Source organism: Pseudomonas sp. SD17-1, from assembly GCF_029201585.1.
GTDB classification, from domain to species: Bacteria; Pseudomonadota; Gammaproteobacteria; order Pseudomonadales; family Pseudomonadaceae; genus Aquipseudomonas; species Aquipseudomonas palmensis.
The window spans coordinates 4,107,547-4,133,768 of the sequence record NZ_CP104044.1; the positions used below are offsets into that span (position 1 = coordinate 4,107,547).

Genomic DNA, 26,222 nt, shown 5'->3' on the forward strand with positions numbered 1-26,222 from the left:
TCTGGTACCGATGCCCAAGTCAGCCAATCGTTTTGCGCGCCTTCCCCGTATCCACGCAGCAGACCCCCAGGAGCTGGAACAGGCCTGGGAAAGTGCGCCGCAGTTGCTCGCGGCGCTCAATGGTGCGCACCTTGGCGCCTGGGTGTGGGATGTGGGCAGCGGGCGCATCAACTGGTCACGAGGCACCCAGGCACTGTTTGGCTTCGATCCGCATCAACCGCTGACCCACGACATCGACTACCTCGACCTGCTGCCGGAAGAGGACCGCGCACGCATGCGCCAGGCCTTTCATGCAGTGCTCAACGGCGAGCCGGTGGACCAGGCCCTGCGCCATCGCATCCGCTGGCCGGACGGCAGCCTGCACTGGCTGGAAGTGAACGGCAGCCTGGCCACCAACCGAGACGGGCGCCTGCAGATGATCGGGGTGGTGCGCGAGATCACCCGCCAGCGCGAACGCGAAACCGCACTGATCAACTCCGAAAAGCGCTTTGCCACGCTTTTTCACCTGAGCCCGAACGTGGTGCTGCTGACCCGGCGCGCCGACGGGCTGATCCATGAGGTCAACCAGCACTTCGAGAACATTCTTGGCTGGCCCGGCGCCCAGGTGATCGGGCGTACCACGCTGGAACTGGGCCTGTGGGCCAACCCCAGGCAGCGTGACCAGGTGCTGGAGGCCACCAGCGGCAACAACGGCCCGGTGACCCTGGAAGTGCAGTTTCGCGCCAGCAGCGGGCAGGTCCACGATGGCATCCTCAGCACCCAGGCCATCGAACTCGAAGGTGTCACCTACCTGCTCAGCACCTTCGTCGACACCAGCGAGCGCAAGCGTGCCGAACAGGCCCTCAAGGACAGCCAGGAGCGCCTGGACCTGGCACTGGACTCTGCCCAGCTGGGTACCTGGGACTGGCACATCCCCAGCGGCATGCTGTACGGCTCGGCCCGCGCGGCACAACTGCACGGCCTGGCGCCGGTGCCGTTCCACGAGTCGTTCGAGGCGTTTTTCGAAGGCGTGCCCGAGCTTGAGCGCAGCGGCATGCGCCAGGCCTATCGCAGCCTGCGCGAAGGCCCCGCGGGCAACTACCAGATCACCTACCGCATCCAGCTGGAAAACGGCGCCTCACGCTACCTGGAGAGCCGCGCACGGCTGTACCGTGACGACCAGGGCAACCCGCTGCGCATGGCCGGCACCCTGCTGGACATCACCGAACAGGTTGAACGCGAACAGCGCCTGACCAGCTCGGAGGAAAAGTTCGCCAGCCTGTTCCAGGTCAGCCCCGACCCCATCTGCGTCACCCGCCAGGACACCGGCCAGTTCATCGAGATCAACCAGGCGTTCACCCAGACCTTCGGCTGGTGCGCCGACCAGGTACTGGGTCGTACCGCCGAACAACTGGGGCTGTGGGCCGAATCGGCCGCCCGCGCACGACGCATCGAGCAGGTGATTCGCGACCAGGCGTTGAACAATGTCGCGGTGGTGGTCAATCACAAGGATGGCCAGCCCCTGACCTGTGTGATTTCCAGCCGCCTGATCAAGGTCGACAACCAGCCCTGCAGCGTCACCACCCTGCGCGACATCACCCAGCAGCAACGCGGCGAAGCCGCACTCAAGGCCAGTGAGGAGAAGTTCGCCAAGGCCTTCCACTCCAGCCCCGACGCCATCACCATCACCGAGCGCGACAGTGGCTGCTACCTGGAGGTGAACGACGGCTTCTGCCGGCTCACCGGCTACAGCGCCGACGAGGTGATCGGCCAGAGCATGGCTCAGATCGGGTTGTGGGCCGACGACAAGCAGCAGACCCTGCTGTTCGGTGAAATGCGTGAGCGCGGGCGGGTGCACCACCGCGAAATGCTGGGGCGCAACAAACGCGGCGAAATCCTCACCGTGGAGGTGTCGATGGAGCCGATCACCCTCAACGAGACAGACTGCCTGCTACTGACTGCCCGCGACGTCAGCCAGCTCAAGAATGCCCAGGCGCAGATCCGTCACCTGGCCTACCACGACCCGCTGACCAACCTGCCCAACCGCGCCCTGCTGATGGATCGCCTGAGCCAGCAGATCGCCCTGCTCAAACGCCAGAACCTGCGCGGCGCCCTGCTGTTCCTCGACCTCGACCACTTCAAGCACATCAACGACTCGCTGGGCCACCCGGTGGGCGATACGGTGCTCAAGATCATCACAGCCCGGCTTGAAGCCAGCGTGCGCCTGGAGGACACCGTGGCGCGCCTGGGGGGTGACGAGTTCGTGGTGCTGCTGAGCGGCCTGGAAGGCAGCCGCGAAGAGGTCACCGACAAGGTTCGCCAACTGGCCGACACCTTGCGCGAGCTGCTGGCCGAGCCGATGTCGCTGGACGGCCAGCGCCTGCAGGTAACCCCCAGCATCGGCGTGGCGCTGATCCCCGACCACGGCACCACGCCGGCCGACCTGCTCAAGCGCGCCGACATTGCGCTGTACCGCGCCAAGGATTCGGGTCGCAACACCACGCAACTGTTCCACACCACCATGCAGAAGGCCGCCAGTGAACGCCTGCGCATGGAGAGCGACCTGCGCATGGCCCTGGCCAGGGGCGAACTGGCGCTGCACTTCCAGCCCCAGGTGGATGCCCGTGACAACCGCATCGTCGGAGCCGAGGTGCTGCTGCGCTGGCACCATCCGCTGTTGGGCCAGCAGCCGCCCAGCCAGTTCATCCAGGTGCTGGAGGAAAGCGGGCTGATCCTGGAGGTGGGCAGCTGGATACTCGACGAAGCCTGCGATGCCTGCTCGCGCATGCTGCAGGATGGGCTGATCGATCCGATGGATTTCAGCCTGTGCGTGAACATCAGCCCGCGCCAGTTCCGCCAGAACGATTTCGTCGAGCGGGTGCGGCGCAGCCTGGACGACTACCGCCTGCCCTACCAGATGCTCAAGCTGGAGATCACCGAGGGCATCGTGATCCAGAACCTGGAGGACACCATCAGCAAGATGCGCGAGCTGAAGGCGTTCGGGGTGAGCTTTGCGATGGATGACTTCGGCACCGGCTACTCGTCGCTCACCTACCTCAAGCGCTTGCCGGTGGATGCGCTGAAGATCGACCAGTCGTTCGTGCGCGATGCACCGCTGGACCCCAATGATGCAGAGATCGTCAAGGCCATCGTGGCCATGGCCAGAAGCCTGGACCTGGCAGTGATTGCCGAAGGGGTGGAGCTGTCGGAGCAACTGGAGTTTCTGGAGCGGCTGGGGTGCCATCTGTACCAGGGGTACCTGCACAGCCGGCCATTGCCGCTGAACGAGTTCAGGGCGATGCTGCTGCAGGCACCGGCGGACTACTGACACACCGCAGCACGGCAGTTGCCAGCAAGGCTGGCCCCTGCAGTGAAGAGCCGCGCGAACCGGGCACAAAAAAGGGCACCCGAAGGTGCCCTTTTTCACTCAGCCCACACTCAGTTCAGCGCAGGTTTCTCGCCGTTGATCGGGATGCGCTTGGCCTTGGCTTCTTCAGGCACAACACGCAGCAGATCGACACTGAGCAGACCGTTGGCCAGGCCCGCCGACTTCACTTCGATGTGGTCAGCCAGGCGGAAGGACAACTTGAAGGCCCGCTGGGCGATGCCCTGGTGCAGGTAGGTGACGCTTTCACCACTGCTGTCACGCTTGCCGCCACTGACGGTCAGAACGCCTTTTTCCACTTGCAGGTCGAGGTCCTCTTCCTGGAAGCCAGCTGCAGCAACGACGATTCGGTAGTGGTCTTCGCCATGTTTTTCAACATTGTAGGGTGGGTAGGTGCTACCCGACTCGCTACGTGCCGCGGATTCGAACAGGTCGTTGAAACGATCGAAGCCAACGGATTGACGGAACAGTGGAGCCAGAGAAAATGCGGTAGTCATGGTACATCTCCTGAAATATCAGCGAGTTGGTGATTGCGCGACCCGACTTCGGCATCGCGTACTCCCTAGATAAGGACCCGCCCTAACATTTCAAGCATCGACCACAAAAATTTTTTCAGGCCGCCTCGCTGACCGGAATACCCAGCAGCCGCGCCACGCGATCACAGTCGGTCTCGCGACGCAGTTCGGTAAACAGTGCCGTGGCTTCGGGGTAGGTACGGGTCAGCATCGCCACCCACTGCTTCAGTCGCCCCGGTGCCTGACGCTCGGTCATCTGTTCCCGGGCCTGCACCCAGAAGTCCTGCAGCAGCGGTTGCAGTGCCTGCCAGTCCAGCGGCACGAACTCGATGCCCTGGCGCTCGGCGGCAATCTGCCGGGCCAGGTCCGGGCGCGACACCAGGCCGCGACCGAGCATGATGTCCTCCACGCCGCTGACCTCGCGGCAGCGGCGCCAGTCCTCCAGCGTCCACACCTCGCCGTTGGCGAACACCGGCACCTTCACCACCTCTTGCACCCGCGCCACGTACTCCCAATGTGCCGGCGGCTTGTAGCCGTCGACCTTGGTGCGTGCGTGCACCACCAACTGGTCGGCACCGCCTTCGGCCAGGGCGCGGGCGCAGTCCAGCGCACCGTCCGGGCTGTCGAAGCCCAGGCGCATCTTGGCGGTGACCGGGATATGCGCAGGCACCGCCCGGCGCACTTCGCGCAGGATGGCATGCAGCAGCTCGGGCTCCTTGAGCAGCACCGCGCCGCCGCGGGACTTGTTCACGGTCTTGGCCGGGCAACCGAAATTGAGGTCGATGACGGGGGCGCCCAGCTCGCAGGCCAGCACCGCGTTATCGGCCAGGCATGCCGGGTCGGAGCCCAGCAACTGCACACGCAAAGGCACGCCGGCGGCGGTTTGCGCACCGCGGCCAAGCTCCGGGGCAAGCTTCTCGTACACATGCGCCGGCAGCAACCGGTCGCACACGCGAATGAACTCGGTGACACACCAGTCGATGCCGCCCACCTGGGTCAGTACGTCGCGAAGGATGTTGTCGACCAGCCCCTCCATGGGGGCCAGGGCAATTTGCATAGCGTGGGTCTCGCGCGAAAAAGGCCGGCAGTCTAGCAAAAACCGTGGCTTATCGGGCTCCGGCCATCGCGGCGCCGTAGCCCTCGATGAATTCTGCCGGCATGCGCCTGGGCTTGCCGGTGGACAGCTCGATGCACACGAAGGTGGTCTGCGCCCGCAGCAAGGTGGTGCCGTCGCTTGGTCGCACCAGCTGGAAGTGACGGGTCATCTTCAGGCGCTGGTCCCAGTCGACGATCCAGGTGGCCAACTGCAGGATGTCGTCCTCATAGGCGCTGGCCAGGTAGTCGATCTCGTGACGCACCACGGCCATGGCGCGGTCCAGGCGCCGGTACTCGGCCAGGTCCAGCCCCAGGCGCTGGGAATGACGCCAGGCGCAGCGCTCGAGCCAGGTGACGTACACCGCGTTGTTGGCGTGCCCCAGGCCGTCGATATCCTCGGCACCGACCTGCAGGTCGATGGTAAATGGCGTTGCCCGATCCCAGCTCATGCCCGCTCCCGATCTGTAGTGAACGGGCAGAGTGTAACGGATGCTCAGGCCGATTGGCGCACTGGCCGGGCACTGCGTTGCAGCAGCGCAAGCACGCCGTCGACCAGTTGCGGGTCGGACAGCACACGCATATGCCCGCCCCGGGGCAACAGCAGCAGCTGGCTGTCGAACCACGCCTGATGAATCAGCCGCGCCTCGCTGACGGCGACCAGAGGGTCGTCCTCGGCATGCACGATGAAACCGGGCAGTTCCAGCTGGTAGACGGCCACGTCCAGGCGCGAGATCGGCACCCCGACCTCTCGCTCCACCTGGCGAATGAAGGCTGCCCGCGCCCGCGCCGGCAACCCCAGGTGCCGCGCCATGCCGCGCAGCACCTCGAGCAGGCGCGCCGGCGCGGCGATGCTCACCGCCACCTCGGTACGCAGCCCCCACTGCAGGGCCAGCAGCGCACTGGCACCGCCCATGGAATGGCCGATCACCCCGTGCAATGGGCCCAGCTCGCCGGCCGCCTCGAGCAAGGCGTGGGCGAACGACACCACGTTGGCCTTGTTTCCACGCGAGCGGCCGTGGGCCGGCCCTTCGAGCGCCACCGCACAATAGCCGGCGGCCACCAGGGCCTCGATCAGATGGGCGAACTGGGTGGGGCGCCCCTCCCAGCCGTGCATCAGCAGCACCGTGGGGCCCTGCCCCCAGCGCAGCGCACTCAGGCCAAAGCGCAGGGTAATGCGCTCGGCACGCGCCAGCAGCGGCAGTTCCCAGTCGCGTGGCGGCAAGGTACGCGGGCTCATGAAGGCCTGGCGCATCTGCCCGGCCACCCGATTGGGTGCCAGGCGTCCAACAGTGGCGTTGATACCACGAATCCAGCTCAGGCTGTTCATCACGTCGCTCCAGATCAGATCACCGCGGACTTGGCGGCACGCAACACACGGTCGGACAATTCGCTGGTACCCAGCGCTCGCGCCAGGGCCAGGCCGCCGACCATCAGGGCCAGGTCGGCCAGCACCTTGTCGGCGTCTTCGGGGGTGTCGGCCAGGTTGGCCATCATCAACTCGATATGCTCGGTCAGCACCGCGCGAAAAGTCGCCGGCAACTGATTGATCTCGCCCAGAGAGCTGGGCAGCGGGCAGCCGCTGTCGACGGCATCGCGGTGTTTGCGCGACAGGTAGAAGGCCGCCACCAGGGCACGACGCGCCTCCCCGTCCAGCGACGCGTCGACCTGTGCCAGCAAGGCCCGGCGCTCGCCAAGCAACTGGCAAAAGGCTTCGAGCATCAGCGCATCCTTGTTCTCGAAATGCGCATAGAACCCACCCACGGTGAGCCCCGCAGCGCCCATCACCTGCTGCACACTGGGGTCGGCCGGGCCGTTAAGGATCAGCGCACTGCGCGCCGCATCCAAAATGCGCTGGCGGGTCAGGGCTTTTTTGTCGTGCATGGCAGGCCTCCAAATATTATGGAGCTAATATTATGCTCATAATATTTATTGGCAAGCACTTTCTCCTGCGGCCCAAGGGCGAAAGAGATTTTTTCGAGGGAAAAAACAAAAGGCTCATTCAATAATCGAATGAGCCTTGAAATCCCGCAGAGCGGGTAAAATGGCGTCCCCTAGGGGACTCGAACCCCTGTTACCGCCGTGAAAGGGCGGTGTCCTAGGCCACTAGACGAAGGGGACTTGTAACCTTCGTGCAGGCTCGTTTTCACGAACCCTGGCAAAATTGGTGGAGCTAAGCGGGATCGAACCGCTGACCTCCTGCATGCCATGCAGGCGCTCTCCCAGCTGAGCTATAGCCCCAGATTTCTAGCCTCGCGGCCCAGCGATGTCTTGCAACATCACTTGTGTAAAACTGGCGTCCCCTAGGGGACTCGAACCCCTGTTACCGCCGTGAAAGGGCGGTGTCCTAGGCCACTAGACGAAGGGGACGAACCTTCTTACCACACAACCCGGCTGCTGGAACCCGGTTGAACCCTGAGTTGTATGACCAACTCCGGATAGGGAATTTGGTGGAGCTAAGCGGGATCGAACCGCTGACCTCCTGCATGCCATGCAGGCGCTCTCCCAGCTGAGCTATAGCCCCACAATGTCGCTTTGAACTGAATCGCTTGGCTGGGTGCTTCGCGCTTCGTTTCGTTCATCGCTGTGGACGGGGCGCATATTAAGATCGGATTGAAGACCTGTCAAATAAATTTTCAACAAAATCCAAAAGAAATTTCCGAGATAACAAACACTTACCGGCCTGGGTCAGGAGAGCCCCCGCAAACTCGGGGGTCTCGCCCTTGCAGGAGCCGGCCTTGCCGGCGAAACAGGCGCTGCGCAATACCGGGTACCGCAGCGCTTTGTTCGCCGGCAAGGCCGGCTCCTACGGGAAAAATGCTCAGGCAATGGTGCCCAACAGCTTTTCCCATTCCTTGTTTTCTTTCTTCGACACACCACCCAGCAGGTCCAGCGCCTGGCGCAGGCGGTAGCGGGTCAGGTCCGGCCCGAGGATCTCCATGGCATCGAGCACCGACACCGAGCTGGCCTGACCGGAAATCGCGGCGAACATCAGCGGCATCGCGTCACGCAGCTTGAGCTCCAGCGCCTCGACCACCGCCTGGATGCAGCCGGTGATGCGATCCTTCTCCCACTGGCGCAGCCCCTCGAGCTTCCACAGGATCAGCTGGATCACCTGGCGTACCTGGTCGGCCGACAGTTTCTTGTGCTCGAACAGCTTGGCGTCGAGCTTGAGCGCACCTTCGAAGAAGAACCCACCCAGCGGCGCAATCTGGCTGAATGTCTCTACCCTGCCCTGCACGTGCGGCGCGATCTTCATCATGTAGTCGCTGTTGAACGCCCATTTCTGCACGCGCGCGGCAAACTCTGCGACAGGCAGCTCACGCAGCCACTGGCCGTTGAGCCACGACAGCTTCTCGATGTCGAAGATCGGGCCGCCCAGCGACACTCGCGACAGGTCGAAGTGCTCGACCATTTCGGCCAGCGAGAACTTCTCGCGCTCGTCCGGCATCGACCAGCCCATGCGGCCCAGGTAGTTGAGCATGGCTTCGGGCATGAAGCCCATGCGCTCGTAGAAGGTCACCGAGGTCGGGTTCTTGCGCTTGGACAGCTTGCTCTTGTCGGGGTTGCGCAGCAGCGGCATGTAGCACAGGGTTGGCTGCTCCCAGCCGAAGTACTCGTACAGCTTGATCAGCTTGGGCGCCGAAGGCAGCCACTCTTCGCCACGCAATACGTGGGTGATGCCCATCAGGTGGTCATCGACCACGTTGGCCAGGAAGTAGGTCGGCAGGCCATCGGTCTTCATCAGTACCTGCATGTCCATGCGGTCCCACGGAATCTCGACGTCGCCGCGCAGCATGTCCGGTACCACGCACACGCCTTCGGTCGGCACTTTCATGCGGATCACATGGGGCTCGCCGGCGGCCAGGCGACGCTGCACTTCTTCAGGCGAGAGCAGCAAGGCGCGCCCGTCATAGCGCGGGGTTTCGCCGCGGGCCATCTGCTCGGCACGCATCTGGTCCAGTTCTTCGGCAGTGCAGAAGCACGGGAAGGCATGGCCCAGATCGACCAGTTGCTGGGCGTACTGCTTGTAGATCTCGCCGCGTTCGCTCTGGCGGTACGGGCCGTGCGGGCCGCCGACATCCGGGCCTTCGCTCCATTCGATACCCAGCCAGCGCAGGGCATCGAAGATCTGCTGCTCGGACTCGCGGGTGGAGCGCAGCTGATCGGTATCTTCGATACGCAGGATGAATTCGCCACCGTGCTGCTTGGCGAAGCAGTAGTTGAACAGGGCGATGTAGGCGGTGCCGACATGGGGATCGCCAGTCGGCGAAGGCGCGATACGCGTGCGAACGGTGGTCATGAGAGTCTCGAACAAGAGGTGAAACAAAGGCTGGATGTTAACAGCACGGGGCCACCCGGCTCCAGCAATGGGCACGATCGGCGCTTGTGTTTGCCAAGGCAAACCTTGTTAAATTTGCTTACATTTTTGGAACGATCGTACCCATGCCTGCCCAACTCAAGCGTCGCCTGCTGATTTTCCTGACCCTGGTTCTGCTCATCGGCCTGGGCTTTCTGGCCCACTGGTACTTCAAGGGGCGCTTCTACGAGAGCACCGACAATGCCTACGTGCAGGGCGAGATCACCCGGGTTTCCAGCCAGTTGGGCGCGCGCATCGAGCAGGTGCTGGTCGAGGACAACCAGCATGTGGCCAAGGGCGACCTGCTGGTGCGCCTGGAAGGCAACGACTTCCAGTTTGCAGTGGAGCGCGCCCGCGCCACCCTGGCCACCCGCGAGGCCGAGCGCCTGCAAGCCGACAGCCGCCTGACGCAGCAGGCGAGCCTGATCGCCGCCGGCCAGGCACAGGTGTCGGCCAACCAGGCCACGCTTGGGCGTACCCAGCTGGACCTCAACCGTGCACAGGCGCTGCGCAAGCCAGGCTTTGTCTCGGAAGAACGGGTGACCACCCTGTCGGCCGAAAGCAACGTGGCACGCTCCCAGGTGAGCAAGGCCCAGGCCGATCTGCAGGGTCAACGCCAGCAGGTCAACGCACTGGCTGCCGAGCTCAAGCGCCTGGACGCCCAGATCGCCACCGCCCGCACCGACCTGGCCCAGGCCGAGCTGAACCTGAGCCGCAGTGAAATTCGCGCGCCGATCAGCGGCATGATCGGCCAGCGCGCGGCACGCAACGGCCAGTACGTGCAGGCCGGCGCCTACCTGCTGTCGATCGTGCCCGATCAGGACATCTGGGTGCAGGCCAACTTCAAGGAAACCCAGATCGGCAAGATGCAGCCCGGCCAGCGTGCCGAGCTGGTGTTCGACAGCTACCCCGACACGCCGATCGAAGGCCGCGTCGACAGCCTGTTCGCCGCTTCCGGCGCGCAGTTCAGCCTGCTGCCACCCGACAACGCCACCGGCAACTTCACCAAGGTTGTGCAGCGCATCCCGGTCAAGCTGACCTTCGCCGCCGACAACCCGTTGCACGGCAAGATCCGCCCGGGCATGTCGGTGACCGCCACCGTCGATATCCGTACCGATGGCCGGTGATCAACTGATCCGTCCCGCCGGCGAACCCAGCCGGCGCGACTGGATCGCGGTGATGAGCGTGATGCTCGGCGCGTTCATGGCAGTGCTCGACATCCAGATCACCAACTCGTCGCTCAAGGACATCCAGGGCGCCCTGTCGGCGACCCTGGAAGAAGGCTCGTGGATCTCCACCTCCTACCTGGTGGCCGAGATCATCATGATCCCGCTGACCGCCTGGCTGGTGCAGCTGCTGTCGGCGCGGCGCCTGGCAGTGTGGGTGTCGGCGGGTTTTCTGGTGTCGTCGCTGCTGTGCTCGATGGCCTGGAACCTGGAAAGCATGATCGTGTTCCGCGCCCTGCAGGGTTTTACCGGCGGCGCGCTGATCCCGCTGGCCTTCACCCTGACCCTGATCAAGCTGCCCGAGCATCACCGCGCCAAGGGCATGGCGATGTTCGCCATGACCGCCACCTTCGCCCCGTCCATCGGCCCTACCCTGGGCGGCTGGCTGACCGAGAACTGGGGCTGGGAATACATCTTCTACATCAACATCCCGCCCGGCCTGATCATGATCGGCGGCTTGCTGTACGGCCTGGAGAAGAAGGAAGCACACTGGGAGCTGCTCAAAAGCACCGACTACACCGGCATCCTGACGCTGGGCGTCGGGCTTGGCTGCCTGCAGGTGTTTCTTGAGGAGGGGCATCGCAAGGACTGGCTCGAGTCGGGGCTGATCGTCACCCTGGGCAGCATTGCCCTGGTCAGCCTCATTACCTTCGTGATCGTGCAGTTCTCGAAACCCAACCCGCTGATCAACCTGCGCATCCTGCAGAACCGCAATTTCGGGTTGTCGAGCATTGCCAGCCTGGGCATGGGCGTGGGGTTGTACGGTTCGATCTACCTGCTGCCGCTGTACCTGGCGCAGATCCAGAACTACAACGCCCTGCAGATCGGCGAAGTGATCATGTGGATGGGGGTGCCGCAGCTGTTCCTGATCCCGCTGGTCCCGCAACTGATGAAGGTGATTTCGCCGAAGATCCTCTGCACCATCGGCTTCGGGCTGTTCGGGCTGGCGAGTTTCAGCTCGGGGGTATTGAACCCGGACTTTGCCGGCACCCAGTTCAACCATATCCAGATCATCCGTGCGCTGGGGCAGCCGATGATCATGGTGACCATCTCGCTGATTGCCACGGCCTATATCCAGCCGCAGGACGCAGGCTCGGCGTCGAGCCTGTTCAACATCCTGCGCAACCTGGGCGGGGCCATCGGCATTGCGCTGCTGGCCACGCTGCTGGATGCGCGCACCAAGGTGTATTTCGACTACCTGCGCGAGGCGGTGGTACCGACCAACGCCGCAGTGGCCGAGCGGTTGACCTTGCTGACCGAGAAGCTGGGCAGCGAAGGGGCAGCACTGGCCAGGCTGAGCGAGATCACCCATCAGCAGGCGATGATCATGGCGTACAACGATGCCTTCCATTTTGTCGGCATCGGGCTGGCAATCAGCATGGTGGCGGTGCTGTTGACGAAGAAGCTGCCGCAGGGGTTGAAGGCGGGCGAGGCGCACTAGACCGCGTTGAAGTCTTCGCTGGCAAGCCCGCTCCCGCAGGTACTCCATTGCCCTTGGCGTCAATGTGATCCTGTGGGGGCAGGCTTGACCCGCGAAAGGCCCGTCAGACCGTGAGCAATCGCTCACGCAACTGCGCGATCTCGTCGCGCATCTGCGCTGCAGCCTCGAACTCCAGGTCCCGCGCCAGCTGGTACATCTTTTCTTCCAGCGCCTTGATGCGCTTGGCGATCTCGCCAGGCGAACGCAACTCGGCCTCGTAACGCTCGCGCTCCTCGGCGGCCTTGGCCATGCCCTTGCGCTTCTTGCTGCGCGAGCCGGGCACGTTGGCGCCTTCCATGATGTCGGTGATGTCCTTGACCACGCCCTTGGGCACGATGCCGTTGGCCTCGTTGAAGGCCATCTGCTTGTCGCGGCGACGCTCGGTTTCGCCGATCGCCCGCTCCATCGAACCAGTCATATTGTCGGCGTACAGGATCGCGCGGCCGTTGAGGTTGCGCGCCGCGCGCCCGATGGTCTGGATCAGCGAGCGCTCCGAACGCAGGAAGCCCTCCTTGTCCGCATCCAGAATCGCCACCAGCGAGACCTCGGGCATGTCCAGGCCCTCGCGCAGCAGGTTGATACCCACCAGCACATCGAAGGTGCCCAGGCGCAGGTCGCGGATGATCTCGACTCGCTCAACGGTATCGATGTCCGAGTGCAGGTAGCGCACCCGCACATCGTGATCGGCCAGGTAGTCGCTGAGGTCTTCGGCCATGCGCTTGGTCAGGGTAGTGACCAGCACCCGCTCCTCCACCGCCACACGCTTGCGAATCTCCGACAGCAGGTCATCCACCTGGGTCGTGGCAGGACGCACCTCCACCTGGGGGTCGACCAGACCGGTCGGGCGCACCACCTGCTCCACCACACGGCCAGCATGCTCGGCCTCGTAGTTGCCCGGCGTGGCCGAGACGAAGATGGTCTGCGGGCTGACCGACTCCCATTCGTCAAAGCGCATGGGCCGGTTGTCCAACGCCGAAGGCAGGCGAAAGCCGTACTCCACCAGGGTTTCCTTGCGCGAGCGGTCCCCCTTGTACATGGCCCCCACCTGCGGAACGCTGACGTGGGATTCGTCGATCACCAGCAACGCATCCGGCGGCAGGTAGTCGTACAGGGTCGGCGGCGGCGCGCCGGCCGGACGCCCGGACAGGTAGCGCGAGTAGTTTTCGATGCCGTTGCAGTAGCCCAGCTCCAGGATCATCTCCAGGTCGAACCGGGTGCGCTGCTCCAGTCGCTGGGCCTCGACCAGCTTGTTGTGCTTGTGCAGGTACTCCAGGCGTTCCTTGAGCTCCGCCTTGATCCCGTCCATGGCCTCGAGCAGGGTTTCGCGCGGGGTCACGTAGTGGCTCTTGGGGTAGAAGGTGAAGCGCGGCAGCTTGCGGATCACCTCGCCGGTCAGCGGGTCGAAGGCCGCGATGTTCTCCACCTCGTCATCGAACAGCTCGATGCGGATGGCCTCCAGGTCCGATTCGGCCGGGAAGATGTCGATCACGTCGCCGCGCACACGGAAGGTGGCGCGGGCAAAGTCCATGTCGTTGCGGGTGTACTGCAGGTCGGCCAGACGGCGCAGCAAGGCCCGCTGGTCGAGCTTGTCGCCACGGTCCACGTGCAGCACCATCTTCAAATAGGTTTCCGGGCTGCCCAGACCATAGATGCACGACACCGTGGTGACGATGATCGCGTCACGCCGCTCCAGCAGCGCCTTGGTCGCCGACAGGCGCATCTGCTCGATATGGTCGTTGATCGAGGCGTCCTTCTCGATGAAGGTGTCGGAGGACGGCACGTAGGCTTCGGGCTGGTAGTAGTCGTAGTAGGAAACGAAATACTCCACCGCGTTGTTCGGGAAGAATGACTTGAACTCGCCATACAACTGGGCGGCCAGGGTCTTGTTCGGCGCCAGTACCAGGGTCGGGCGCTGCACCTGGGCAATCACGTTGGCGATGCTGAAGGTCTTGCCCGAACCCGTCACCCCGAGCAGGGTCTGGTGCGCCAGCCCGGCCTCGATCCCCTCGACCATCAGGCGAATGGCTTCGGGCTGATCACCCGCCGGCTGGAAACGGGTGACGAGTTGAAACTCGGACATGGTGAACCCCTGGAAATGAACGGATACAGGCAACTGTATTTATAGACAGTACTTATACCCAATTGGTGGTGCCCGGCGCCAGTTTCAAGGCAAACCACGGCCTGTTTCACAGTATTGACCGGCGCAAGCGACTGACGGTCGAAAAATATTCGCGAAAACAGCAGTAAAAGCTGCGACAGACTGTCGCCGTGACCGATGGGTATCACTATACTGACTCCCCGTTTGTGCACCGCTTCAGTGCATTCGGCTGGAGCGTGCGACCTCTATCACTCTCCATTCAGAGCCAAGGTAAAAATGAGCCTGTTTTCCGCTGTCGAGCTGGCACCCCGCGACCCTATCCTGGGCCTCAACGAAGCGTTCAATGCCGATACCCGCACCCACAAGGTGAACCTGGGCGTTGGTGTTTACTGCAACGAAGAAGGGCGTATCCCACTGCTGCGTGCAGTCATCGAAGCCGAAACCCAACGCGCCGCCCAGCACGCCTCCCGCGGCTACCTGCCGATCGACGGCATCGTGGCCTACGACCAGGCCGTGCAGAAGCTGCTGTTCGGTGCCGATTCGCCCCTGCTGGCCGCCGGCCGTGTGGTCACCACCCAGTCCGTCGGTGGTACCGGCGCCTTGAAGATCGGCGCTGACTTCCTCAAGCAGCTGTCGCCCAATGCCACTGTCGCAATCAGCGACCCGAGCTGGGAAAACCACCGCGCCCTGTTCGAAACCGCCGGTTTCCCGGTCAAGAACTACCGCTACTACGACGCCGCCACCCATGACGTCAACCGTGCCGGCATGCTCGAGGACCTGAACGCGCTGCCGTCCGGCTCGATCGTGGTACTGCACGCCTGCTGCCACAACCCGACCGGCGTCGACCTGACCCCGGCCGACTGGAACAACGTGCTCGAGGTGGTCAAGGCCAAGGGTCACATCCCGTTCCTGGACATGGCCTACCAGGGCTTTGGCCAGGGCATCGCCGAAGACGCCGCTGCCGTGCGCCTGTTCGCCGAATCGGGCCTGGACTTCTTCGTCTCCAGCTCGTTCTCCAAGTCGTTCTCGCTGTACGGCGAGCGCGTCGGCGCCCTGTCGATCGTCACCGAGTCCAAGGAAGAGGCCACTCGCGTGCTGTCGCAGGTCAAGCGCGTGATCCGCACCAACTACTCCAACCCGCCGACCCACGGCGCGACCATTGTCGCCACCGTGCTCAACAGCCCCGAGCTGCGCGCAATGTGGGAAGCGGAACTGGCCGAGATGCGCCAGCGCATCCACGGCATGCGCAAGCAGATGGTCGAGCTGCTGGCCCAGTACGGCGCACAGCAGGACTTCAGCTTCGTCGGGCGCCAGTGCGGCATGTTCTCCTACTCGGGCCTGACCGTCGAGCAGGTGGCACGCCTGAAGGACGAGCATGCGATCTATGCTCTGGATACCGGTCGTATCTGCGTCGCCTCGTTGAACCAGAACAACATTCACGTGGTGACCAAGGCGATCGTCGAGGTCCTGTAACACCTGATTGCTCAGGGGGAGCTTGACTTCCCCTTAGCAATCAGTAAGATACGCCCCAGATTCCGCGATAGCTCAGTCGGTAGAGCAAATGACTGTTAATCATTGGGTCCCAGGTTCGAGTCCTGGTCGCGGAGCCAAACATCATTTCAGAGCGTGCTTGCACAGCCTCTGAAATACTCGAAAAACCCGCCTTTTGGCGGGTTTTTTCGTTTTGGTCTTCAGCCCGGGCCAGGACTACCGGGCGATACAGGCTGCGACAGGCTATTGCTGCCCGATTGGAAAGAACTGCCCCGCACTCCATACGCCCAGCCATGGCTGCCCATCGATGTCACGTGTTACAGCCAGCTCTACCAGCTGGTAAAACACGCTGCGATGGATCAGCGCCTCGAGGTTGCTGCGCATGTGCACGTAAGGCGAAGGCTCCTGTGTCAGCGGGTCGATCACGAAACGCAGCGGGTGCTCGGGCCCGGCCTCGACCACATCCTCCACATTGCTGGTGAAGCGCAGCACCTGCTGCTCACCACTGCCCTGCACGTCCATGAGCACCGCCACGAACGGCGCATCATCGACCTGGATTCCGACCTTTTCCACAGGCGTGACCAGGAAGTAGTCATCACCGTCGCGACGGATGATGGTGGAGAACAGACGCACCATCGGCTTGCGACCAATCGGGGTGCCCAGGTAGTACCAGGTACCGTCGCGGGCGATTCGCATGTCGATGTCGCCGCAGAAGTCCGGATTCCACAGGTGGACCGGCGCCGGACCTTTGCCGACCTTCGGGAGTTGCGCCAACAGGTCATTGGCCTTGCCGGTATCCACCATCATCTGCTCCTCAGCGGCTCATGCCCAACAAACTGCGAGCGTAATCCTCAAGCGGTGCCGCAATCAAATCCTGCGGCTGATTGTCGTGGAACGTCAGCAAACCGCCACGGCTGCGGATGCTCACGGTATCGATCAGATAGCGGGTACTGGTTTCGATCAGCATCAGCTGAATTCTTCCGGTGTCGACACCCAGGCGGTCCACCGCCTGCTCGTCGTACCACTCGTCACCATTGCCGATACGGTTGTCGGCCTTGGCAAAACGCGCATACAGCAGGTAATGCGCGCCCACGTCGCGCGCCTGGGACAAGGCATCCTCCAGCCCCAGCGGACCCTCGGCACGTCGCACCAGCGGGAAGTACTCGACAAAGGCCTTGAAGGCTTCCTCGGCCACCACGTTGGGCCGCGGATAGGCATTGCCCGGCGGCACGAACACGCCCTGACCGATGAAGACGAACGAGTCGGGCTGCAGGCGCACCGACAACGAACGGCGGGTTTCGCTATGGTCGAGCAGGCCGGCGTCGCTCATGTGGTAGCGCACACCTTCGCCCATATCGCTCACATTCATGCAGCCACCCAGCGCCATCAGCGCCAGCAGCAGAACCAGGCTACGCATCTTTCCTCCAGAAGCCGGTGACGGAAAACCGGCGAACAGCCGCCAGATGCAGGTTTTGCGCCAGCTGGAGGGTATGGCTCAACCGCCGATGATCTTCATCACCGTGGCACCGCCTGAAAAAGCCACGGCCTGCTTGTCGCCCAGGGCCTTCATCAACATGCCCTGCAAGGCCGGCAACGCCTGGTGGCGCGGCTTGTCGAGCAGGTCACCGATGAAATGCCGGTTGCTCGACGACAGGCAGCCATGCAGCCACCCGGTAGAAGACAGACGCAGGCGCGAGCAGGTTCGGCAGAACGGCACGCTTTCGTTGGCGATCACGCCGAAGTGGCCTTGCCCCGGCACCCGGTAGCGCAATGCAGTGGCGTCCACTGGCGCATCGGCCTGTGCGTACTCGTGATGCTCGCCGATCAGTTGCAGCAACTGCTCCAGGCTCACGAACTGCTGCAGGAAAGCGTTGTGGTCGCTGGCCAGGTGCCCCATGCGCATCAATTCGATAAAGCGCAGTTCATAGCCACGGGCCAGGCAGTAGTCGAGCAGCGGCAGCACCTGATCGAGGTTGCGCCCGCGCAGTGGCACCATGTTCACCTTGATCTTCATGCCGGCGTCGCTGGCCTTGTGCATGCCATCGAGCACGCTGGCCAGATCCCCGCCACGGGAGATCCCGCGGAAGGCATCGGCGTCGAGGGTATCAAGGGAGACGTTCAGGCGCCGGATGCCGGCATCCAGCAGCAATGGCAGCTTGCGCGCGAGCAACTGGCCATTGGTGGTCAGGGCGATGTCATCGAGGCCGAGCACCGACACGCCAGCCAGGAAGGCTTCGAGCTTGGGACTGACCAGGGGTTCGCCACCGGTGATACGCAGGCGCTCGATACCGGCAGCTTCGATCAGCCAGGCCACCCCACGCACCATGGCCTGGGCCGAGAGCTCATCCTGCGCTGCGACCAGACGCTTGCCGTCCGGCACGCAATAGGTGCAGGCATAGTTGCACGCCGCGGTGAGGCTGACGCGCAGGTTGCGAAAACGTCTGCCTTGACGGTCGACGATCATGGAGCACTCCGGCAAGTGTGAATCGGGCTTGCAAAACCTGACTCAGAAATCAGTTTTTTGCAAGCCTCTTACCTGAGTATATGCCTGCACGGCGCCAGCGAGCATTCAGCTGCCAGATGGCTCCGGGTCGCGCTTGCGCTTGTTGCCCATGCGCACGCCAATGTCCATGAGGAACTGGAAGAAGCCTTCCTGGTCCTCCAGCACATTGCTCCAGAACGGCGAGTGATACAGTGCCACCGCGCCATGCACCAGGGCCCAGGCTGCGCAGTAGTGGTAATACGGCGGCACGTCCTCGAGCTTGCCCTCGGTGATGCGACCCTTGATCAGCAGGGTCAGGCGCTCGAAGTTGGAGGCACGGATCTTGTGCAGCTCCTCGACCATTTCCGGCACCTGGTTGCCTTTGACCACCTTCTCTTCGAGGCGGTCGAACAGGCGGTAGCGCTGCGGGTCGCGCATGCGGAATTCGAAGTAGGCACGCGACAGGGCCTCCTTGTCGCGATCCACATCGGCAGAGTGCAGCAGTTCGTTCAAATCGCGCTCGTAGTCGAGCATCAGGCGCAGGTAGATCTCCGCCTTGGACTTGAAGTGCTTGTAGATCGTGCCTTTGCCGATACCCACGGCGTCAGCGATCATCTCGACGGTGACACTGTCTTCACCCTGTTCGAGAAACAGCTTGAGCGCGGTATCGAGAATCTCTTGCTCTCGGCGACGAAACTCACGGACCTTACGAGGTTCTTTCTGCATAAGAAGGACTGGATCAAAATCGAAGCCCGTTATTATGCCTAACTTGCGCAAAAATGCACGGATCATCCGCGCATGCCTATGTTTCTTGATGAGTTTGAACAGGCCGGCGACCCGGTTGCCCGAAGCGGACCTCCCCTTCCCCTGCCCCAGACGTGCAATCCAGGCGGTCAGGCGCACGGCAGAGCAATGCGTGCTCAGCAGGGCCGCACGTATTCCAAATCTGTTTAAAAAACGATCAACCCTTGGTGGAATCGCGGCGAACCTGACCAATACTTGAGGTGTTGGCGCGACGCATCCCCCCAAGTGACGCGCCGATAAGGGTGAACACGGACCGCTCGCCTTTGTTTTACTCCTAATGGTCTTAACCCGGATTCCCCCCCAGAACCCGGGTTTTTTTTGCCCGCGCGACCGCCACGGCGACCGCGCAGCGGGGTCAGGCCACCCGCACCCGCGCCAGGGGGAACAGACGCCTGAAGTTCTCGGTGGTCTGTTGCGCCAGCTGCTCGTAACGCTCCCCCCGCACCAACGCGATGAACTCCGCCACGTCACGCACATACTCCGGCAAGTTCGGCTTGCCGCGGTGCGGAATCGGCGCCAGGTACGGTGAGTCGGTCTCTACCAGCAAACGATCTGCCGGCACCTGCCGCGCCACATCACGCAACGCGTCGGCATTGCGGAACGTGACAATCCCCGACAACGAAATGTAATACCCCAGGTCCAGCGCTGCCTTGGCCATCTCCCAGTCTTCGGTGAAGCAGTGCAGCACGCCCGCCTGCGGCAATGCCGCCTCGCGCAGCAGGGTCAGGGTATCGGCGCGCGCCGCACGGGTGTGGATGACCACCGGCTTGCCGGTGAGCCTGGCCGCCTCCAGGTGCAGGCGAAATGACGCCTGTTGCAACTGTGCAGCCTCGGGCTCGTAGTGATAGTCCAGCCCGGTCTCACCAATAGCCACCACCTCGGGGTGGTTCAGTTCGCCGAGCAGCCAGTCCAGCGCCGGCGCTTCGCCTGGCGCCAGGTCCAGCGGGTGGATGCCGACCGAGCAGTCCACATCAGGGTAGCGCGCTGCCAGCGCCCTGACCTGGGCCGCATTGTCGGCACTTACGCCGATGCACAGGAAATGCCCGACACCCCGTGCCCGCGCGGCATCCAGCGCGGCATCCAGGGAGCCACCATGGGCGGCGAGGTCGAGACGGTCGAGGTGGCAATGGGAATCTACAAGCATGGGCGTAATGACAACACTGAAAATGGAGGATCGAAAGGCCAGCTCAACGCTGACCCGGCAACAGGGCCCAGGAGGCCAGCAACGCTTCGAGCAACAGCACGCGGTTGAGGTTGGCCTTGTTCAGCACCTTCTGGCGCTGCACAAGAATCCAGTCCTGGATATCCAGCACCTTGCCCTGCGGGCTCTTCTGGGCAAGGTACTGCACGACCTTGCGCATGTCGGCCAGCCCCAGGCCCTCTTCGTCCTGGGTCAGCTGATAGCGCAGGATCAGGTTGGACCAGTCGCAGAACCAGTCGAACAGCAACAACAGCGGGATGCTGTTCCAGCCTTCGGCCAACTGGGTCGCGGACTGCTGCTGCTTGAGCAGCTTCTTGACCCCCTCGACCACCTGCGCGCGCTGCTCGCGCACACCCTGGGCCTGCAGGCTGACAGCCAGCAGTGGCGAACCTGCTGCAAGGCTCAGCAGTTCGTGGCGCTCGGCCTCGTCACTGTCGGGTAACGCGGCTGCCAGCCACGCCTCGCTCTGCGCCTGACTTGGCAACGGGCAGGCCTGTTGCTGGCAACGGCTCCTGATGGTCGGCAGCAACCGGCTGGGCTGGTGACTGACCAGCAACAGCACGGTATCGCCCGAAGGCTCTTCGAGGCTCTTGAGCAAGGCGTTGGCAGCGTTGATGTTCATTGCCTCGACCGGCTCGATGAGAATCACCTTGCGTCCGCCCATCTGCGCGGTCTGCACCACGAAGCTGACCAGGTCGCGCACCTGGTCGACCTTGATCGGCTTGTCGGCCTCTTCAGGCTCCAGGATGTAGTTGTCCGGGTGACTGCCCGCCTTCAGCAACTGGCACGACTTGCAGTGCCCGCACGCCTCAAGCCCCTCGGGCTGGCGGCACAGCAGAAACGCCATCAGGCGCTCGGCCAGCGCCCGCTTGCCGATGCCTTGCGGGCCGTGCAACAGGTACGCATGAGCATGCTGTGTGCGCCCGGCCAGTTGCTGCCAGAGCGTCGCCTGCCACGGGTAGGCCTCAGCCACGGCAACGCTCCAGTATCTGCGGCAGCAACGCATCCAGGGCGAGTTGAACCCGGGCCAGCGGTTGCGCGGCATCGACCAGGTGATAGCGCGCCGGGTCGGCGGCTGCGCGGGCCAGGTAGGCCTGGCGAACAGCCTGGAAAAACGCCTGGCCTTCCTGCTCGAAGCGATCCAGCCGCCCGCGCGCCGCTGCGCGCGAAAGGCCGACCTCCACCGGCAGGTCGAACACCAGGGTCAGGTCGGGGCGCAGGTCGCCCTGGACGAAGGTTTCAAGGGTGGCAATGCGCTCGACCGACAGCCCGCGGCCACCGCCCTGGTAGGCATAGGTGGCATCGGTGAAACGGTCGCACAGGACGATGGCGCCCCGCGCAAGCGCCGGGCGGATCACCTGGGCCAGGTGCTGGGCGCGCGCGGCGAACACCAGCAACAGCTCGGTGTCGGCATCCATCGTCTCATCGCTGGGGGCCAGCAACAGTTCGCGGATGCGCTCGGCCAGCGGGGTGCCGCCCGGCTCGCGGGTCAGCACCACATCCAGCCCGTGGGCGCGCAGGTGCTCGGCCAGGTACTCGCGATTGGTGCTCTTGCCCGCGCCTTCGGGACCTTCCAGGGTGATAAACAAGCCGCTCACAGGCAGTCCTTAATCAGGGTCATTGCGGGGTAGGTTCGCTGGCCGGGGGAACATCCGGCTGCACCGAGGGCTCGGCAGGCTGCGGTGCAGCCTGGGGCGCCTCGGACGCAGGAACCTCGTTCGGGGTGTCGCCGGCGCTTGGCGCCGGGCTTGAACGGTAGTCGGCACGCCGCTTGATCTGGTACTCGCGCACGGCAGAATTGTGCGCCCCCAGGTCGTCGGAGAACACATGACTGCCATCGCCCCGCGCGACGAAGTACAGGCTGCTGCCCGGCTCCGGGTTCAAGGCCGCGTGAATGGCTTCACGCCCGACCATGGCAATCGGCGTGGGCGGCAGGCCGGCGATCACGTAGGTGTTGTAGGGCGTGGGCTCACGCAGGTCGGCGCGGGTGATCTTGCCGTTGTAGCGTTCGCCCATGCCATAGATCACGGTAGGGTCGGTCTGCAGCAGCATGCCGATCTGCAGGCGACGCACGAAGACGCCGGCGATCTGACCACGCTCCTGTGGCACGCCGGTTTCCTTCTCGACCAGCGAGGCCATGATCAGCGCCTGGTAAGGGTCGCGATAGGGCGCAGCCGGGGAGCGCTCGTTCCACTCCTTGGCCAGCACCTCCTCCAGGCGCGCGTACGCCTGCTGCAGGAACTCGACATCGCTCATGCCGCGCACGAACCGATAGGTGTCAGGGAAGAAGCGCCCCTCGGGGAACACGCCCGGGTGCCCGAGCTTGTCCATGACCTCGCTGTCGCTCAGGCCATCCAGGGTCTGGCGGATCTTTTCATGTCTGGCCAGTGCCGAGCGCACCTGGCGGAAATTCCAGCCCTCGACCAGGGTCAGGCTGTACTGCACCACGTCACCACGCCGCCACGCCTCGAACAGGTCGCGCACGTTCATGCCGGGGGTCATGCGGTACTCGCCGGTATGCAAAGCCACGCTCGGCATGTTGAAGCGCCAGTAAAGGCGTAGCCAGAAGGCGTCGCGAATCACGCCGTCCTGCTGCATGCGATAGAACATGCGGTTGGGCGTGGTGCCGGTAGGAACATCGAGCAACCGCTCGCCGGTCAGGTGCAGCGGCTGCTCCAGCGCCGAGTGCACCTTCCAGGCCGAGAAGCCCAATAGCAGGCCGGCCAGGATCAACCCGGTCTCCAGCAGCACCAACAATTTACGTCTCACGAATCAAGCATCCAGTAGCGTACGGGCAATGGCCTGCAGTTTACGGGTGAGCGGCCCCGGCGACCAGTTCAGCGATGCAAATGCACGCACCGGCCATACGCCATACACGCTGTTGCACAGCAACACTTCGTCGGCCTGCTCGAGATCGGCCAGCGCCAGGTCGACCACACGGGCCGTGATACCGTGGCGCGGCGCCTCGTCCAGCAAGGCAGCGCGCATTACCCCAGCCACGCCGCAACGCGCCAGGTCGGCGGTGTACAGCACGCCATCGCGCACCACGAACAGGTTGCTGTAGACACCTTCGATCACACGCCCGGAAACATCACGCATCAAACCTTCAGCGTACTCGGCGCCCTGCCACTCGGCCCGTGCCAGTACCTGCTCCAGGCGATTGAGGTGCTTGAGCCCGGCAAGCAAGGGTTGCTCGGCCAGGCGGGTCTGGCAGGCAAACAGCCTTATCCCCTGCTCGGCGTTCTGCGGCGGGTAGCTGGCGGCGGGGCTGGCCTGAAGAATGCGACGCGGCGGTGCACCGGCAGCCGGGGCATAGCCGCGCTGACTGTCGCCACGGGTGAGAATGAGCTTGAGCACGCCATCACCCAGCAAGCCGGCATAACGGCATACCTCGTCGCGGATGAGCGGATGATCGGCGTCGATCGCCAGGCGCTGGCAACCCAGCGCCAGGCGGTCGAGGTGATACGTCAGCAGCGAGGGCTGCCCGGCCCGCACGGCGATGGTCTCGAACAGACCATCGCCATAGGCCAGCCCGCGGCTGCTCAACGTCAGGGCGTCAGCCGGCAGGCCATCGACCCAGCTGTGCATCACTCGGCGAACCGGCGGAACACCAGCGAGCCATTGGTACCGCCAAAACCGAAGGAGTTCGACAGCACGACCTCGATCGGCATGTTGCGCGGCTGGTGCGGCACGAAGTCCAGGTCGCAGCCTTCATCCGGCTCATCGAGGTTGATGGTCGGCGGCGCCACTTGCCCATTGATGGACAGCACGCTGAAAATCGCCTCTACCGCGCCGGCAGCCCCCAGCAGGTGACCGGTCATCGACTTGGTCGAGCTTACGGCCAGCTTGTAGGCGTGCTCGCCGAACACCGACTTGATCGCTGCCACTTCGGCCAGGTCGCCGGCAGGCGTCGAGGTACCGTGGGCGTTGATGTAGCCGACTTCGCTGGGGTTCACGCCCGCATCGCGCAAGGCGTTGGCCATGCAGCGGGCCGCACCGGCGCCGTTGTCGGGCGGCGAAGTCATGTGGTAGGCGTCGCCGCTCATGCCAAAACCAACCAGTTCGGCATAGATGGTCGCGCCCCGCGCCTTGGCGTGCTCGAGCTCTTCGAGCACCAGCGCACCGGCACCGTCGGACAGCACGAAACCGTCACGGCCCTTGTCCCACGGCCGGCTGGCACGGGTTGGCTCGTCGTTGCGCGTCGACAGCGCACGCGAAGCGCCAAAACCGCCCATACCCAGGCCACAGGCCGCCATCTCTGCGCCACCGGCGATCATCACGTCGGCTTCGCCGTAGGCGATATTGCGCGCCGCCATGCCGATGCAGTGCGTGCCCGTGGTGCAGGCAGTGGCAATGGCGTAGTTGGGCCCCTGTACACCCAGGTGGATCGACAGGAAACCGGAAATCATGTTGATGATCGAGCCTGGCACGAAGAACGGCGAAATGCGCCGCGGGCCTTGCTCGTGCAAGGTCCGGCTGGTTTCTTCGATATTGGTCAGGCCGCCGATGCCCGAACCCATGGCCACGCCGATACGCTCACGGTTGGCATCGGTAACTTCCAGCCCGGCATTGCGCACCGCCTGGAACCCGGCCGCCAGGCCGTATTGAATGAACAGATCGAGCTTGCGGGCTTCCTTGACCGACAGGTACTGCTCGACTTCAAAGCCCTTTACCGAGCCGCCAAAACGGGTGGAGTAGGCAGACAGGTCAGTATGCTCGATCAGACCTATGCCACTGCGGCCAGCCAGAATGCCTTGCCAACTGCTTGGCACATCCGTGCCCAGTGGCGACAGCATACCCATACCGGTGACCACGACGCGTCTACGCGACACAGCACTCTCCTTATTCTATGGTCTACATCTCATGCAAAGAAAAAACCGCACGCCAGTAACGGCAGTGCGGTTTTTCCATGACAAGAAGCGACGACTACAAAGTCTTAAGCCTGGTGGCTGGTGACGTAGTCGATGGCTGCTTGAACAGTAGTGATCTTCTCGGCTTCTTCGTCAGGGATTTCGGTCTCGAATTCCTCTTCCAGAGCCATCACCAGCTCAACGGTGTCAAGGGAATCGGCACCCAGATCTTCTACGAAGGAAGCGGTGTTGACCACTTCTTCTTCTTTAACGCCCAGTTGCTCGGCGACGATTTTCTTGACGCGTTCTTCGATGGTGCTCATACCTAGTTTTCACTCCTAATGGATATATGTCAGGCAGCTGGCCGGTGTGTAAGTTTATAGAAAGACGCCCGCTTTTCAAGCGTAATGCATCCCTCGAACCTCACACCCACCTGCCGCCTAGAATTTGGTTGCAGCTTTATAACGGATTTTAGACAGCTCGTATGACATTTTTTTGAAGCAATCCGTCACATTTAACTACATGTACATCCCGCCGTTGACCGGGACAGTCGCACCGGTCACGTAAGCTGCGCCGTCAGAGGCCAGGAACGCAACCACTTTCGCGATTTCGTCGACCTGGCCCAGACGACCCAGCGGAATCTGGTTTTGCAGCGCTTCACGCTGCGCCTCTGGCAGTTCGCGGGTCATGTCGGTATCGATGAAACCCGGCGCTACCGAGTTCACGGTGATCGCACGGGAGCCGACTTCACGCGCCAGAGCGCGGCTGAAGCCTTCCAGGCCGGCCTTGGCGGCGGCGTAGTTGACCTGGCCGACGTTACCCATGGCCCCAACGACCGAACCGATGCTGATGATACGACCCCAGCGCGCCTTGGTCATGCCGCGCAGCACGCCCTTGGACAGACGGTAGAGGCTGTTGAGGTTGGTATCGATGACGTCGAACCACTCGTCGTCTTTCATGCGCAGCATCAGGTTGTCGCGGGTGATGCCGGCGTTGTTGACCAGGATGGTCGGCGCACCGAACTGCACCTGGATAGATGCCAGGGTAGCGGTGACCGACTCGTCGCTGGTCACGTTCAGCTCCAGCCCGGTACCGGCGATGCCGTGCTCCTTGAGGGTCGCGGCAATACGCTCGGCGCCGGAGGCGGACGTGGCGGTACCGATGACGGTGGCGCCCAGACGCCCCAGTTCCAGGGCGATCGCCTGGCCAATGCCACGGCTGGCGCCGGTGACCAGTGCAACTTTACCTTGCAGGCTCAT

At 63.5% G+C, this 26,222-nt stretch carries 23 protein-coding genes and 5 tRNA genes; 5 read left to right on the forward strand and 23 right to left on the reverse strand.

Annotation, left to right across the window (positions count from 1 at the left end):
- Nucleotides 1–10: 10 nt before the first annotated feature.
- A complete protein-coding gene (locus tag N0B28_RS18560; protein WP_043862856.1) occupies nt 11–3,307 on the forward strand; it encodes an EAL domain-containing protein in 3,297 nt (1,098 codons plus the stop codon).
- Between the two features lie 110 nt (nt 3,308–3,417).
- Here N0B28_RS18560 and N0B28_RS18565 read toward each other — a convergent pair whose 3' ends face one another.
- The 10 genes from N0B28_RS18565 to gltX all read right to left on the reverse strand — a co-directional run bounded on the left by N0B28_RS18565 (nt 3,418) and on the right by gltX (nt 9,274).
- The gene (locus N0B28_RS18565) at nt 3,418–3,861 is read right to left on the reverse strand and encodes an Hsp20 family protein (protein ID WP_043862857.1); all 444 of its coding nucleotides are present in this window, start codon (nt 3,859–3,861) and stop codon (nt 3,418–3,420) included.
- 115 nt (nt 3,862–3,976) lie between these two features.
- Nucleotides 3,977–4,936, reverse strand: coding sequence for a tRNA-dihydrouridine synthase family protein (locus N0B28_RS18570; RefSeq protein WP_054916655.1), 960 nt, complete (start codon nt 4,934–4,936; stop codon nt 3,977–3,979).
- Nucleotides 4,937–4,985: 49 nt separating this feature from the next.
- Nucleotides 4,986–5,423 carry a thioesterase family protein gene (locus N0B28_RS18575; RefSeq protein WP_043862859.1) on the reverse strand — a complete coding sequence of 146 codons (438 nt, stop codon included), beginning with the start codon at nt 5,421–5,423 and terminating at the stop codon, nt 4,986–4,988.
- A 44-nt stretch (nt 5,424–5,467) separates the two neighbouring features.
- Entirely contained in the window at nt 5,468–6,301 is an 834-nt protein-coding gene (locus N0B28_RS18580; protein WP_275728013.1) for an alpha/beta fold hydrolase, read from the reverse strand.
- Between the two features lie 14 nt (nt 6,302–6,315).
- The gene (locus N0B28_RS18585; RefSeq protein WP_054916656.1) at nt 6,316–6,855 is read right to left on the reverse strand and encodes a TetR/AcrR family transcriptional regulator; all 540 of its coding nucleotides are present in this window, start codon (nt 6,853–6,855) and stop codon (nt 6,316–6,318) included.
- A 161-nt stretch (nt 6,856–7,016) separates the two neighbouring features.
- Nucleotides 7,017–7,092 (reverse strand) — tRNA-Glu (locus N0B28_RS18590).
- Between the two features lie 44 nt (nt 7,093–7,136).
- A tRNA-Ala gene (locus tag N0B28_RS18595) sits at nt 7,137–7,212 on the reverse strand.
- A gap of 53 nt (nt 7,213–7,265) precedes the next feature.
- A tRNA-Glu gene (locus tag N0B28_RS18600) sits at nt 7,266–7,341 on the reverse strand.
- A gap of 78 nt (nt 7,342–7,419) precedes the next feature.
- Nucleotides 7,420–7,495, reverse strand: a tRNA-Ala gene (locus tag N0B28_RS18605).
- 297 nt (nt 7,496–7,792) lie between these two features.
- Nucleotides 7,793–9,274 carry a glutamate--tRNA ligase gene (gene gltX, locus N0B28_RS18610; RefSeq protein WP_043862862.1) on the reverse strand — a complete coding sequence of 494 codons (1,482 nt, stop codon included), beginning with the start codon at nt 9,272–9,274 and terminating at the stop codon, nt 7,793–7,795.
- Nucleotides 9,275–9,417: 143 nt separating this feature from the next.
- Between gltX and N0B28_RS18615 the strand changes: the two genes are divergently transcribed.
- Together N0B28_RS18615 and N0B28_RS18620 are read left to right on the forward strand one after the other, a co-directional pair.
- Nucleotides 9,418–10,458: an HlyD family secretion protein gene (locus tag N0B28_RS18615; protein ID WP_043862863.1), complete on the forward strand. Its 1,041-nt coding sequence runs from the start codon at nt 9,418–9,420 to the stop codon at nt 10,456–10,458.
- Between the two features lie 49 nt (nt 10,459–10,507).
- Nucleotides 10,508–11,998: an MDR family MFS transporter gene (locus tag N0B28_RS18620; RefSeq protein ID WP_173925078.1), complete on the forward strand. Its 1,491-nt coding sequence runs from the start codon at nt 10,508–10,510 to the stop codon at nt 11,996–11,998.
- Nucleotides 11,999–12,101: 103 nt separating this feature from the next.
- On the opposite strand, the gene uvrB is transcribed toward N0B28_RS18620, so the two are convergent.
- Nucleotides 12,102–14,117, reverse strand: a complete 2,016-nt coding sequence (uvrB, locus tag N0B28_RS18625; RefSeq protein WP_043862865.1) for an excinuclease ABC subunit UvrB — start codon at nt 14,115–14,117, stop codon at nt 12,102–12,104.
- A 294-nt stretch (nt 14,118–14,411) separates the two neighbouring features.
- Here uvrB and N0B28_RS18630 point away from each other — a divergent pair, with 294 nt between their 5' ends.
- Both N0B28_RS18630 and N0B28_RS18635 read left to right on the forward strand, forming a co-directional pair.
- Nucleotides 14,412–15,608 carry an amino acid aminotransferase gene (locus N0B28_RS18630; protein WP_043862866.1) on the forward strand — a complete coding sequence of 399 codons (1,197 nt, stop codon included), beginning with the start codon at nt 14,412–14,414 and terminating at the stop codon, nt 15,606–15,608.
- Between the two features lie 61 nt (nt 15,609–15,669).
- Nucleotides 15,670–15,745 (forward strand) — tRNA-Asn (locus N0B28_RS18635).
- Between the two features lie 124 nt (nt 15,746–15,869).
- On the opposite strand, the gene N0B28_RS18640 is transcribed toward N0B28_RS18635, so the two are convergent.
- The 12 genes from N0B28_RS18640 to fabG all read right to left on the reverse strand — a co-directional run bounded on the left by N0B28_RS18640 (nt 15,870) and on the right by fabG (nt 26,222).
- Nucleotides 15,870–16,430 carry a DUF1285 domain-containing protein gene (locus tag N0B28_RS18640; RefSeq protein ID WP_100634519.1) on the reverse strand — a complete coding sequence of 187 codons (561 nt, stop codon included), beginning with the start codon at nt 16,428–16,430 and terminating at the stop codon, nt 15,870–15,872.
- Nucleotides 16,431–16,440: 10 nt separating this feature from the next.
- Nucleotides 16,441–17,043: a DUF4823 domain-containing protein gene (locus N0B28_RS18645; RefSeq protein WP_043862868.1), complete on the reverse strand. Its 603-nt coding sequence runs from the start codon at nt 17,041–17,043 to the stop codon at nt 16,441–16,443.
- Nucleotides 17,044–17,121: 78 nt separating this feature from the next.
- The gene (locus N0B28_RS18650; protein WP_043862869.1) at nt 17,122–18,090 is read right to left on the reverse strand and encodes a radical SAM protein; all 969 of its coding nucleotides are present in this window, start codon (nt 18,088–18,090) and stop codon (nt 17,122–17,124) included.
- Between the two features lie 105 nt (nt 18,091–18,195).
- Complete coding sequence (locus N0B28_RS18655) at nt 18,196–18,834, reverse strand: TetR/AcrR family transcriptional regulator (RefSeq protein ID WP_275728021.1); 639 nt, start codon at nt 18,832–18,834, stop codon at nt 18,196–18,198.
- Between the two features lie 433 nt (nt 18,835–19,267).
- Nucleotides 19,268–20,056, reverse strand: a complete 789-nt coding sequence (locus N0B28_RS18660; protein ID WP_054915805.1) for a TatD family hydrolase — start codon at nt 20,054–20,056, stop codon at nt 19,268–19,270.
- A 43-nt stretch (nt 20,057–20,099) separates the two neighbouring features.
- The gene (locus tag N0B28_RS18665) at nt 20,100–21,086 is read right to left on the reverse strand and encodes a DNA polymerase III subunit delta' (protein ID WP_058541076.1); all 987 of its coding nucleotides are present in this window, start codon (nt 21,084–21,086) and stop codon (nt 20,100–20,102) included.
- Complete coding sequence (gene tmk / locus N0B28_RS18670; protein WP_054915807.1) at nt 21,079–21,711, reverse strand: dTMP kinase; 633 nt, start codon at nt 21,709–21,711, stop codon at nt 21,079–21,081. The genes N0B28_RS18665 and tmk overlap by 8 nt, the downstream gene beginning before the upstream one ends.
- Before the next feature lie 19 nt (nt 21,712–21,730).
- Nucleotides 21,731–22,882 carry an endolytic transglycosylase MltG gene (mltG, locus tag N0B28_RS18675; RefSeq protein WP_054915808.1) on the reverse strand — a complete coding sequence of 384 codons (1,152 nt, stop codon included), beginning with the start codon at nt 22,880–22,882 and terminating at the stop codon, nt 21,731–21,733.
- A 3-nt stretch (nt 22,883–22,885) separates the two neighbouring features.
- On the reverse strand, nt 22,886–23,701 hold the full coding sequence (pabC, locus tag N0B28_RS18680) for an aminodeoxychorismate lyase (protein WP_275728030.1): 816 nt from the start codon (nt 23,699–23,701) through the stop codon (nt 22,886–22,888).
- The gene (fabF, locus tag N0B28_RS18685; protein ID WP_043862876.1) at nt 23,701–24,945 is read right to left on the reverse strand and encodes a beta-ketoacyl-ACP synthase II; all 1,245 of its coding nucleotides are present in this window, start codon (nt 24,943–24,945) and stop codon (nt 23,701–23,703) included. Before fabF ends, pabC begins: the two co-directional genes overlap by 1 nt.
- Before the next feature lie 104 nt (nt 24,946–25,049).
- Nucleotides 25,050–25,286, reverse strand: coding sequence for an acyl carrier protein (gene acpP / locus N0B28_RS18690; protein ID WP_003175607.1), 237 nt, complete (start codon nt 25,284–25,286; stop codon nt 25,050–25,052).
- Nucleotides 25,287–25,481: 195 nt separating this feature from the next.
- Nucleotides 25,482–26,222, reverse strand: coding sequence for a 3-oxoacyl-ACP reductase FabG (gene fabG, locus N0B28_RS18695; protein ID WP_043862877.1), 741 nt, complete (start codon nt 26,220–26,222; stop codon nt 25,482–25,484).